Origin of the sequence: Kitasatospora sp. NPDC057518, from assembly GCF_042802075.1 — a bacterium.
Taxonomy (GTDB): Bacteria; Actinomycetota; Actinomycetes; order Streptomycetales; family Streptomycetaceae; genus Kitasatospora.
In genome coordinates this window covers 1-10,568 of the sequence record NZ_JBHVEU010000311.1, presented here as the reverse complement: position 1 = coordinate 10,568, position 10,568 = coordinate 1, and the positions used below count along the sequence as shown (strand labels likewise).

Annotated in this window: 9 protein-coding genes; 4 read left to right on the top strand and 5 right to left on the bottom strand. The window is 73.4% G+C overall.

Annotated features, from left to right (window positions below; all coding sequences use genetic code 11):
* Positions 1 to 97: 97 nt before the first annotated feature.
* Positions 98 to 976 carry a geranyl diphosphate 2-C-methyltransferase gene (locus ACFU7Z_RS27300; protein WP_074003176.1) on the bottom strand — a complete coding sequence of 293 codons (879 nt, stop codon included), beginning with the start codon at positions 974 to 976 and terminating at the stop codon, positions 98 to 100.
* An 87-nt stretch (positions 977 to 1,063) separates the two neighbouring features.
* Entirely contained in the window at positions 1,064 to 2,362 is a 1,299-nt protein-coding gene (locus ACFU7Z_RS27295; RefSeq protein WP_380780277.1) for a family 2 encapsulin nanocompartment cargo protein terpene cyclase, read from the bottom strand.
* Positions 2,363 to 2,906: 544 nt separating this feature from the next.
* Between ACFU7Z_RS27295 and ACFU7Z_RS27290 the strand changes: the two genes are divergently transcribed.
* Complete coding sequence (locus tag ACFU7Z_RS27290; RefSeq protein WP_049651571.1) at positions 2,907 to 4,232, top strand: radical SAM protein; 1,326 nt, start codon at positions 2,907 to 2,909, stop codon at positions 4,230 to 4,232.
* A 49-nt stretch (positions 4,233 to 4,281) separates the two neighbouring features.
* Here ACFU7Z_RS27290 and ACFU7Z_RS27285 read toward each other — a convergent pair whose 3' ends face one another.
* Together ACFU7Z_RS27285 and sph are read right to left on the bottom strand one after the other, a co-directional pair.
* The gene (locus ACFU7Z_RS27285; RefSeq protein WP_380780275.1) at positions 4,282 to 5,085 is read right to left on the bottom strand and encodes a thioesterase family protein; all 804 of its coding nucleotides are present in this window, start codon (positions 5,083 to 5,085) and stop codon (positions 4,282 to 4,284) included.
* Positions 5,086 to 5,237: 152 nt separating this feature from the next.
* Positions 5,238 to 6,215, bottom strand: coding sequence for a sphingomyelin phosphodiesterase (sph, locus tag ACFU7Z_RS27280; RefSeq protein WP_049651569.1), 978 nt, complete (start codon positions 6,213 to 6,215; stop codon positions 5,238 to 5,240).
* Positions 6,216 to 6,453: 238 nt separating this feature from the next.
* On the opposite strand from sph, the gene ACFU7Z_RS27275 reads away from it, so the two are divergent.
* Entirely contained in the window at positions 6,454 to 7,152 is a 699-nt protein-coding gene (locus tag ACFU7Z_RS27275) for a hypothetical protein (protein ID WP_380780273.1), read from the top strand.
* On the opposite strand, the gene ACFU7Z_RS27270 is transcribed toward ACFU7Z_RS27275, so the two are convergent.
* Positions 7,134 to 8,447, bottom strand: a complete 1,314-nt coding sequence (locus tag ACFU7Z_RS27270) for a hypothetical protein (RefSeq protein ID WP_380780271.1) — start codon at positions 8,445 to 8,447, stop codon at positions 7,134 to 7,136. The genes ACFU7Z_RS27275 and ACFU7Z_RS27270 overlap by 19 nt on opposite strands.
* Before the next feature lie 219 nt (positions 8,448 to 8,666).
* Between ACFU7Z_RS27270 and ACFU7Z_RS27265 the strand changes: the two genes are divergently transcribed.
* Positions 8,667 to 9,914 carry a GNAT family N-acetyltransferase gene (locus tag ACFU7Z_RS27265; RefSeq protein WP_380780269.1) on the top strand — a complete coding sequence of 416 codons (1,248 nt, stop codon included), beginning with the start codon at positions 8,667 to 8,669 and terminating at the stop codon, positions 9,912 to 9,914.
* A 75-nt stretch (positions 9,915 to 9,989) separates the two neighbouring features.
* The gene (locus ACFU7Z_RS27260) at positions 9,990 to 10,559 is read left to right on the top strand and encodes a PH domain-containing protein (protein WP_380780267.1); all 570 of its coding nucleotides are present in this window, start codon (positions 9,990 to 9,992) and stop codon (positions 10,557 to 10,559) included.
* The last annotated feature ends 9 nt before the right edge of the window (positions 10,560 to 10,568 follow it).

Genomic DNA, 10,568 nt, shown 5'->3' with positions numbered 1-10,568 from the left:
CCCACCCCACTGTCACCCGGCGGTCGCCGGCGCCCGTGCGCCCGACGGCGGCCTCCCGGCGGCCCCGGGGAGGCGGCCGTCGTGCGGTGCTACCGGATCAGACCCGGTCGGCCGCGATCAGCACGTACTGGAAGGAGCCGTCCTTGTAGGACTCGATGAACGCCTCCTCGATGCCGGTCACCAGCGAGGTGGTGTTCCGCAGCTCCCAGTAGGGCAGGGTGTCCGGCGTCAGGTCGATGACGGCCTGCGGCACCAGGCGGTTGTCGGCCATCGCCCGCAGGTACTCGCGGCGGGAGTGGATGTTGCACTCGAAGTGGGCGTTGATCTGCGAGACCCACTTCGAGGGCTGGCCGTAGCGCGGGTTCCAGCAGCCGGTGATGGTCACGTACCGGCCGCCGACGCTCAGCACCCGGGAGTGCTCGGCGAACAGGTCGTGCAGGTCGACGTACATGCTGGACTCGTTGTTCCAGGAGCCCGCGACCGAGCCGGTCTCGATGGGCATGTTCAGCATGTTGGCGACCTGGGAGCGGACGAACCCGCCGATGCCCAGCTCGGCGGCGCGCTTGTTGCCGAAGTCGGCCTGCTGGGTGGAGAGGGTCAGGCCCTCGACCCGGCAGCCGAAGCGCTGGTGGGCCATCACCATCGAACCGCCGCGGCCGCAGCCGGCGTCGACCAGGGTGTGGTCGGCGCGGATGTCGCCGAGGTGGCCGAGCAGCACGTCGGCCTGGGCGGACTCCAGCCGGTGCAGCTCGGCGATCACCTTCTTCTCGCGCTCGGCGTCGGCCGGGTCCCCGATCGCGGCCTGGTCGATGGCGCCGATGCCGTAGTGGTGGTGGTAGAGGCCGTCGACGTCACCCAGGCGGAGGTTGACCGGACGGGCCTCGTGGTCCCAGTAGCGCGCGATGTCGCCCTGGTACGGAGTCGCCGGGCCGGGGATGGTGTTGCCGGGGGTGGTGATGTCGTCGGTCACGGACATGGGTCAGCTCCTAGCGGATGGTCAAGGGGTCGGTCATCAAGGGAAATGCGCTGCCGGCGGGAGGTGGTGCCCCCGGAGGGGCCGGTGTCACCAGAAGTCGGGCAGGGTGTAGCGGTAGGTGTTGGTCTGGTGCCAGTAGTGGTTGCCGTCGACCCACGCGGACACACCGCGCAGGAACCGTACGAGTGTCGGCACCGGGCAGGACACGGCCAGGGCGGCCGCCTCGGCCTCGAAGGCCAGCATCAGCTCGTTGTGGACCTCGACCGCCTTCAGGTAGCCCTCCTTGCGGGAGACGCCCTCGCGCTCGGAGATCACCACCGGCAGGTTCAGGTGCAGTCCGGGGCTGGCCAGCTCCTTCATGTACGAGTACAGGTCGTTGACGATGGTGGTGGCGTTGCCGGCCAGTGCGATCACCCGCTGCATGGCGGGCAGCGCGTGCAGCTCGGCGGGCAGCTCGTAGCCGCCGACGGTGTCCGTGATCGTCGGGCAGGGGCGGAAGTTGTTGAACTGGCGCATGGCCAGGTACTCCCACACCTCCGGGACGTGGTCCGCCTGGTCCCAGGAGGCCTCGGCCAGGTACCCGAGGTGCAGCCGCGCCATGTCGTGCCGGAACCGGTCCGATTGGGAGGGCGTGGCGGCCCGGGTGAAGTACTCCATCGCCGAGTGGTAGGCGCGCCGGGGCGCGTCCGAGCCCAGCGAGGCCTCCCAGCCCGGGTGGTACTCCGACGTGGTGTGCAGCGGGTCCAGCGCGGTGTGCGCGAGCAGCAGGCGGCTGCCCAGGCCGATCGGCGAACCGCCGAGGTCCTCGCAGTAGCAGTCGTCCACCGCGTTCTCGGCCACCATCAGGCGGGCCGCGAGCATCAGGTGGTCGACGCTCGGCGCGTCCGGGTGGCAGGCCACCATGTAGCGCCCGGTGGAGAAGCCGTTGAAGTCCTTCTCCCACTCCGGCGGGTAGAGCTCGATCTCCTCCATCGCCCAGGCCTTGAGCTTCGCGCTCAGCGCCTCCACCCGCACCGGGTCGGGCTCGGCGATCGGGTGGTGGTAGAGGCCGGGGATCGGGTCGCCGCTCCGGGGCTTGCCGCCGCTCGGCGCCTCGGCGGCCGACCCGGCGGCGGCCGGGGTCGGGGTCGCGGCGGTCGGGACGGGCAGGACGTGGGCGGACGGCACCCGGAACCCGGGCGTCGCCGCCGCGGTCTCGGTCACCGTCATGGCCTCGGTCACGGTCGCGGTCGCCTCGGGCGCCGGGACCACCTCGACCGGGACCTCGGGCGTCGGAGCCTGGGGCGCCGAGACCTCGTCCGCCGGGGCCTGCGGCCTGAACTGCAGCCCGGAGGTGCCCAGTCCGCTGGGCCCGCGCAGGATCCGTTCGATCGCGGGGGAGCTCATGGGCCCACCACCGGGGCGGTGACGGGCCCGGATGGTGTGTCCGGCCTGGCGCACAGGGGCATGGAGCCTCCTCTGAAGGGGGTCGCACAATATGACGGGTCGTCATCCCACCCGCCTCGAACGGGATCTCCGGTCTCCGGCCCCGTCTCGCTCGGTTCACCACCGTAGGCGCGAAGGCGCGTTCCGCATCGCACCAGACGATCTTCATCACCCGATAGGGTGAACGTTCCCCATGCGGGTGTTTGGGCGCGCCCCCGTCGTGCATCACCCCGCCCCGCACCTGGGCACTCCTGTCACGAACCCGCCCGCCGAGCCGCCCGTCCGCGCGTCAACTTGCCGCCACTCGCGCGTGTCCCGCTCCCGCCGGCCGCGTCGTCCCGCTCGTGGCGCGGGCTGTTCGAACGCGAAACGAAATCACCCACGGCCGCCCGCCGGGGCCGGTCGATCGCCCCGGGCCGGGCCCGGTGCGCGGCCGGGCGCGTAAGGCGGGACAGAATGGGCACGGCGCCGTCGAGGAGGCGGGGCCAGGAAGGAAGACCAGCGCATGGAGAGCCAGGCCCGCAGCCGCACCGCACTCGTGGAGCAGCTCATGGAGCGCTATCCCGACGTGCCCCGGGAGGCGGTGATCAAGGAGGACCTGCTGCGCGGCGGCATGGCCTTCGACGAGTCCGCGCTGAGCGGCAGCGCGGGCGCCGACGGGGGCGGCGAGGTCAAGCCGAAGTCGTACTTCATCTTCTCCTTCGACCACCGCACGCTGCCCGAGCTGGGCGCGGCCGCGCTCAACCGGCCGCCGGAGGAGGTCGTGCTGACCGGCGGGCCGTACGGGCTGCGCCGCACGGTGGTGTCGGTGCGGGTGAACCCGGACTCGCCGTACCGGGTCGGCGCCGGGGACGACGGCACGCTCGGCCTCTACCTGGACGGTGCGCGGATCGCCGACGTCGGCCTGCCGCCGATGCCGGACTACTACCGGCACACGCTGGCCAACGGGAAGTCGGTGATGGAGGTCGCCCCGACCATCCAGTGGGGCTACCTGATCTACCTCACGGTGTTCCGGGTCTGCCAGTACTTCGGCGCCAAGGAGGAGTGCCAGTACTGCGACATCAACCACAACTGGCGCCAGCACAAGGCGGCCGGCCGCCCGTACACCGGGGTCAAGCCGGTCGAGGAGGTGCTGGAGGCGCTGGCGATCATCGACCGGCACGACACCGCCCGGGCCTCGCAGGCGTACACCCTCACCGGCGGGGCGATCACCTCGCACGTCGGCGGCCGGGACGAGGCCGACTTCTACGGGCAGTACGCCAAGGCCATCGAGGAGCGCTTCCCCGGCCGCTGGATCGGCAAGGTGGTGGCCCAGGCGCTGCCGCGCGAGGACGTCCAGCGCTTCCACGACTACGGCGTGCGGATCTACCACCCCAACTTCGAGGTGTGGGACAAGCGGCTGTTCGAGCTCTACTGCCCGGGCAAGGAGCGCTACGTCGGCCGGGACGAGTGGCACCGCCGGATCCTCGACTCCACCGAGGTGTTCGGCCCGGAGAACGTGATCCCCAACTTCGTCGCGGGCGTGGAGATGGCCGAGCCCTTCGGCTTCACCACGGTGGACGAGGCGATCGCCTCCACCGAGGAGGGCCTGCGCTTCTTCATGTCCCGCGGCGTGGTGCCGCGCTTCACCACCTGGTGCCCCGAGCCCACCACCCCGCTCGGCAAGGCCAACCCGCAGGGCGCGCCGCTGGAGTACCACATCCGACTGCTGCAGACCTACCGGGGCACCCTGGAGGAGTTCGGCCTCTCCTCGCCACCCGGGTACGGCCCGGCGGGCCCCGGCAAGGCCGTGTTCTCGGTGAGCTCCTTCATGGACTCGCTGACCGGCTGAGGACCCGCCCCGGTGGTGCGGGCCGCGACGCCCGCACCACCGGCCGCCGTCAGCCCGCGTGCTGCGGGCGGACGGTGAGGATCTGCTCGGCCCGGCCCAGCGGCCCGCGGACGTCGTGCAGCACGGTGCTGGTGACGCCGTGCCCGGCCGGGCCGAAGCTGACGCTGGTGTCCAGGCCGGTCCAGCCGCCCTCGGGGCGGCGGTGGAAGTGGATCGTCAGGTCGGTGTTGGGGAACATCCACTCGGTGGGGCTCTGCCGCACGGCGATGCCGTTGGCGGTGTCCACCAGCATGACGAAGGAGGCGTGCGGGCCGCTGGGCTCCCCGGCGACCAGCTCGACCGGGGTGGAGAGCCAGGCGGCGGCGCGGCCCGGGGCGCTCTCCCGGCGGCGGACGTCGATCGAGGCGATGTAGCCGCCGCCCCAGACCCCGCGCATCGTCCAGGGCTCGAACTCCTCGGGCGCGGGCAGCGGCTCGTCGTGGGTGCCGGCGACGGCGGTGGTGTCCAGCTCGGCGAGGAACCAGGCGCGGGCCCGGACCACGGCGCGCCCGCCGATCGTCACGGTGGCCTCGACCAGCTCGATGGTGCGGCCGGGGCGGACGGTCTCCACCGTGATCTCGCACTCGTCGAGGGCGATCAGGCCGAGTATGTCGTAGCTGATCCGGGCCAGCGCCAGGCCGTCGGCGGGGCGGCCGGCCCGGTGGCGGTCGATGGCGTGCACGATCAGGCCGCCGAGCGGGCTGAAGTGCTGCTCGTCGGGGTGCCAGGCGCCCTGCGCCTGCACGGTGGGCTTGTAGGTGTGGTCGCCGGTGCGCTGGTAGTAGCTGTCGGGCGCGGCGTTGGGGGTGGTCACGTGCGCTTCTCCTCGGGCCGGATCGCTGGCTGCCGGGCGGGCGCCGCCGGGGTACGACGGCGCCCGACCTCGGCGTTCAGGATCGTAAGGGGCCGAACCGCCCGCGCGGCGTCACGGGTGACGCATCCCACACCCCCGGGGGATCCGGCCGGTCAGTGCGCGGCGAGCGGGTAGTGGTCGGAGAGGTCGGTGTAGGTGTAGCTCTTGCCCCAACTGCTGACCGTCCAGGGCGCGCTGTGCACCCGGACCACCTCGTTGACGTACTGCTGCGGGCGGGCGTGGTCGGCCCGGTAGAGGACGTAGTCGAGGTCCTCCTTGGGCTCGCCCGGGTAGCGGTAGGCGGCGATGGAGTTGTCGACGGTGTCGAAGGAGTTCGGCCAGCCGGTGCGGGCGGAGGCCGGGGCGAGGTTGCCGTTGCTCAGCAGCGCCTGGTACTCGGAGCCGTGCGAGTCGATGTTGAGGTCGCCCGCGACCAGGACCGGCTCGTCGGCCGGGATCCGCTTGGCGTCCAGGAAGGCGCGCATCGCGGTGAGCTGCTTGGCCCGGATGTCCGCGGCCTGGCCGCTCGCGCAGCCGGAGTCGGTGGACTGGAGGTGGGTGCCGACCACGTGGGTGCGGCGGCCGTTGACGTCCAGCACCGCGTACGCGAAGCCCTTGTTGGAGAACCAGTCCGAGCCGCAGGCGTCCTTGAAGACGTACTGCTCCTTGCGCAGGATCGGCCACTTGCTGAGCAGGGTGACGCCGCCGTCCTCGGGGGTGGTGGAGCTGTAGCTGCCGGAGGTGGCGTCCCAGCCGCTGGTGGAGCGGCCGACCACCGGCGTGTGGTACGGGTAGGCGGCCGAGGCCTTGGCGGTGAGCGCGTCGGAGGCCGCGTTGTCGAAGGCCTCCTCCAGCACGACCACGTCGTGGCCCTGGAAGAAGTCCGCCGAGGCGATGGCCTGCGCCCGGTACTGCTGGCCCCAGTTGGGGTAGAGCGAGGTGCTCATCAGGAAGGTGTTGTAGGTCAGCACGTCGAGCGGGGGCGCGGTCGTCGGGGCGGTCTCGGCCGAGGCCGGGGCGGCGCCGAGCACGGCGAGGACGGTGGCGGCGGCACCGGCGGCGAGGGTGCGGCGGACGGACGACAGGGGCATCGGGCCTCCAGGAGGGCATCGCGGGTGTTGTCGTGGACCCGTCGGGTCAAGGGATGTTGTGTATCCAACTCGGCTCCCCGCACGGCCCGCAAGACAGCGGGCGAGCATGTGATGAACTCGTCGGTAACACCCGCGTCGAGGGCCTGACGGGTGGTCACCGCCCCGCCCCTCCGTACCGCGTGCCGGGAGCGGCGGTCAGACTGTCCCCAGCACCACGGATGAACGGACGGGGGAAGGCATGGCCCGCAGGAAGAAGCAGAAGAGGCCGCTCGCGGAGGGGGTGGTCCGGCCGCCGAAGCGGGTCCGCAGGCGCCCGGAGCCGCAGCTGTCGCCGAAGGCGGTCCGCCGGACGGCCTGGCTGGTCGGGGTGCCCACCCCGGTGCTGATGGTCGGCCTGGCCGCGCTCGGCAGCAACCCGGACTACGAACTCCCCTGCGGCATCCTGGCGTTCGTGGTGCTCTCGGCGGGCGTCATCGGGCTCGGCTTCGTCCGGCCCCGCGGCCTGGTCATCTGGCCGGCCGTCCTGTTCGGCGTGCTGCTGCTGGCGCTGCCGGCGGGGAGCATCCGGGCGCAGATCCTCGCCGACCGCGGGGTGGAGACCGCGGTGGTGGTCACCGCGGCCCACAGCGCCAAGGACAGGAACGGCACCGTCAGCTGGACCTGCGACCTCCGCCGCGCCGACGGCCGGCCGCTGCCGCACGGCCGGGTCGGCGGCTTCGGCTGCTCGGCGTACGCCGTCGGCGACACCGAGAACGTCCTGGTCGACCCGGCGGGCTGGGCCCCGCCGGTCTCCCTGGACGAGGACCTCCCGTTCCGCCGCGGCGGCGTCTACGTCACCGCGGCGCTGGCCGTCCTGTGGGGCCTGCTCACCCTGGTCGCGGCGCGCCGCACCCTGCGGGATCCGGGCGCCGCGGCCGGTCAGCGGGGCGGCAGGTAGCGCACCAGGACGTCGGAGCCGGTGCCGTTCAGGGCGCCGAACAGCAGGGTGGTGCCGAACGCGTCCACGGCGGGCGCGAAGGACGGGCCGACGCCCTCGGCGACCCGCTCGACCAGGCCGGTCCGCAGGTCCCGCCGGAAGAGGTCCGGGGCGCCGTTGGTGTCGCCGGGCACCAGGCCGGCGTCGTCCGAGACGAAGTGGACCCAGCGGTCGTCCGCCGTCATGACGCCCGGCTGGGTACCGGCGGGGGCCACCTCGGTGACCGCCCCGGTGCGCAGGTCGCGGGCGAGGAGCGCGACGCGGGTGGCGCCCTGGTCGGGCTCGAACACCCGGAACAGCGCGAACCGGCCGTCGGGGCTCAGCCGGCTCTGCCGCACGGCGTCGCGCAGGGTGCCGCTCGCGTCGACGCTCGCGCCCTCGATCCGGCCGGTGCGGGTGTCGTAGACGTAGAGCGGGAAGAGCTGGCGGGCGGGCGGCGGCTTCAGGGCGGGCCGGGCGGTCGGGCCGGTCGCGGCGGCCGGCAGCAGGTTGGCCGCCTTCGACCGGAACGCGACGGTCCGGCCGTCCGCGCTGAGCGAGGGCTCCACCGAGCCGCCGTCGGCGGGGGCGCCGCCCTGCCCGGTGCTGACCAGCCGGGTGCCGCCGGTCCGGCGGTCCGTCAGGTAGACGTTGGCGGTGCCGGCCCCCGCCCCGGGGGCGAGGTCGGCGCGGTCCGAGGAGTAGGCGACGAAGCGGCCGTCGGCGCTGATCGCGGGGCTGACGGAGTTTCCGGCGCCGGTGCCGGCGGTGACCAGCTCGGTGCGGCCGGTCAGGCGGTCGCGGACGTAGACGTCGGTGCGGCCGCTGCCGTTCCCGGGGACGGCGTTGGCGGCGTCGCTGCTGAAGGCGACGTAGCGGCCGTCGGCACTGATCGCCGCCTGGCTGGTGGAGCCGTCCAGCTGGGCGCCGTCGTCGGCGAGGCTGACCCGCTCGGTGTGCCGCGTCCACAGGTCGCGGACGAAGACGTCGTAGAGGCGGTTGGTGTCCCCGGGCACCAGGTTCGAGGCCAGCGAGGTGAACAGGGCGTACCGGCCGTCGGCGCTCAGCCCGAGCGGCTCGGACCAGTCGTCGGCGGGCGCGCCGTCGGGGCTCACATTCACCCGGACCGGGTCACCGCTCGCGGACGCGGACGCGGATGCGGATGTGAGCGTGAGCGTGGCCGCGGGCTCGGGCCGCGCGTGGGCCGCCGGTGCCGCGGTGCCCGCCAGCAGCGCGGCCGCCAGGACACAGACCACCCGGAGCGTCGTCGTCTTCATGGGCTCCCCTCCCCTTGGATTCCTCGTGGATTCCCCCGCACTCCCCCGTCCCCCCAGGAGGAAGCCAACCCTCCGGTCGTGGCCACGGTCAACCCGACCACGCCCGAGACGGGTACGATCTCGCCAACTCCCCTCCACATCGGGCGTGTTCCCGCTCTTCCTTGCCGGTTCGGCAAAAACCCCTTGGCCGCGCGCGGCCACCGGTGCGAGGGTCCGGGAATGACCGTTGACGAACCCTTTGCCCTGCCGACGGCCCTGCCCGGCGGCCTGCTCCTGCGCGAGTCCCGGCTGGAGGACGAGGAGCGGATCGGCGCGCTGCTCACGGAGCGCGGCGACCCGGGGGACGCGCTCGACCACCGCCTGGTGGTCGAGGACCCGGACGCCGGCCGGTCGGCCAGCGCCGTGGTGGTCGACGGCGACCGGGTCGTCTCCACCGCCACCCTGCTCGACGAGGAGCTGCGCCTCGGCGGTGTCCGACTGCCCGCCGGGCAGGTCGACATGGTCGCCACCGACGGGGAGTACGAGGGCCGCGGCCTGGTCCGGGCCCTGCTGCGGTGGGCGCACGCACGCTCCGCCGCGCGCGGGCACGTGGTCCAGGTGATGATCGGAATCCCGTACTTCTACCGGCTGTTCGGCTACGAGTACGCGATCGACATCCCGGTCTCGCGGCCGCTGCTCACCGCCCCGCCCAGCACCGGCGCCGGGGACGCCCCCGCGCTGCGCACCGCCCGAGCGGCGGACCTGCCCGCGTTGGCCGCGCTCCAGGAGCAGGCGCAGCGCGGCTTCGACCTCGCGATGGGCCACGCCCCCGCCCGCTGGCGCTGGCTGCTGGCGCACGAGGCGAGCACGCTGCGGGTGGTCGAGCGCGCGGGCGAGGTGGTGGCGGTGGGCCGCACCACCCCGGTGGACGACGGCGAGTTCCACCTGGTCGAGGCGGCCGCCGCGGACGAGCGGGCGGCGCGCGAACTGCTGGCCGGCGTGGCGGCGTTGGCGCCCGAGGCACGGCTCCAGGTGGTGCACCGGCCCGGCACCCTGCCGGCCACCGTCTGGCACGGGCTGCTGGACGACACCCCGCGCCCCGAGGCGGAGCAGTACTACGTCCGCATCCCCGATCCGGCCGTGCTGCTCGACCGGCTGCGCCCCCTGTTCCGCCAACGCCTCGCCGCCGCCGGCCTGGACCGCGCCGACGGCGAACTGCTGCTCTCCACCTACCGCGCGCACTACCGGATCCCGCTCGGCGAGCAGGAGCCGGGCGCGGTGGTCACGGGCGGCACGATGCAGGGCACGGGCCCGGGCGGCGGCGTGGGCGTGGCGCCGGACGCGCTGGCGGCGCTGCTCTTCGGGCCGTACGGGCTGGAGGGGTTGAGCCGCATCCGGCCGGACGTGTACGGGCGTGGGGACGAGGAGCTGCACCGGGCGCTGTTCCCGCCGCTGACGTCCGATCTGCTGACGTACTACCTGCCGTGACGTCCCGTCCGCCGGGCCCCGTCACGGGAGCCCCGCCCTGTCGGGGCCCGGGGGCCAGGGCGTAGGGTGCGCCCTGTGAACGAACTGATCTTCCGGGGGAAAGACAAGTTCCGCCCGTCCTGGTCCGATTTCGGCCTGCTCGCGATCATCCTCGCGGCCCAACTGGTCATCGGCTACAAGAGGCTCGGCCTCGTCCCGACGCTCCTGATCGTCGCCGGGACCCTCGTGATCGCCGTCCCGAGCCGCTACGCCACCATGCGGTGCTGGAGCCGGGTCGGCGCCGACGGGATCACCCTCTGCTGGGGGCTCGGCCGTGGCCGCACCTACTCCTGGCAGCAGATCGCCTGGATCGACGTGCGGGAGACCAAGGGCTTCGGCATGAGCGAGGGCACGCGCGCGGCCCGGATCCACACCGTCGACGGCCGGCGCCGCTCGCTTCCGGCCCTCCAGAGCAGCACCTTCTACCCGTCGGCCGACTTCGACACGGACTTCCGCCGGGTCGTCAACTGGTGGGAGCTCAGCACCGAGCCGGGCGAGCGCGTCCGGCCGGGCGCCCAGGTGCGGGACCGGCTGACGCCGGTGAAGGTCGGACTCCTGGCCTCCGTCCTCCTCGGCGCCGTCATCCTCGTCGACGTCCTGCGGTAACCACCGGAA

What these genes read in the sequence shown, in the direction of transcription:
- ACFU7Z_RS27265 (WP_380780269.1), top strand. Translation starts at nt 8,667, where the DNA reads ATGACCGTTGACGAACCCTTTGCCCTGCCGACGGCCCTGCCCGGCGGC.
- ACFU7Z_RS27275 (WP_380780273.1), top strand. Translation starts at nt 6,454, where the DNA reads ATGGCCCGCAGGAAGAAGCAGAAGAGGCCGCTCGCGGAGGGGGTGGTC.
- sph (WP_049651569.1), bottom strand. Translation starts at nt 6,215, where the DNA reads ATGCCCCTGTCGTCCGTCCGCCGCACCCTCGCCGCCGGTGCCGCCGCC.
- ACFU7Z_RS27300 (WP_074003176.1), bottom strand. Translation starts at nt 976, where the DNA reads ATGTCCGTGACCGACGACATCACCACCCCCGGCAACACCATCCCCGGC.
- ACFU7Z_RS27295 (WP_380780277.1), bottom strand. Translation starts at nt 2,362, where the DNA reads ATGAGCTCCCCCGCGATCGAACGGATCCTGCGCGGGCCCAGCGGACTG.
- ACFU7Z_RS27270 (WP_380780271.1), bottom strand. Translation starts at nt 8,447, where the DNA reads ATGAAGACGACGACGCTCCGGGTGGTCTGTGTCCTGGCGGCCGCGCTG.
- ACFU7Z_RS27290 (WP_049651571.1), top strand. Translation starts at nt 2,907, where the DNA reads ATGGAGAGCCAGGCCCGCAGCCGCACCGCACTCGTGGAGCAGCTCATG.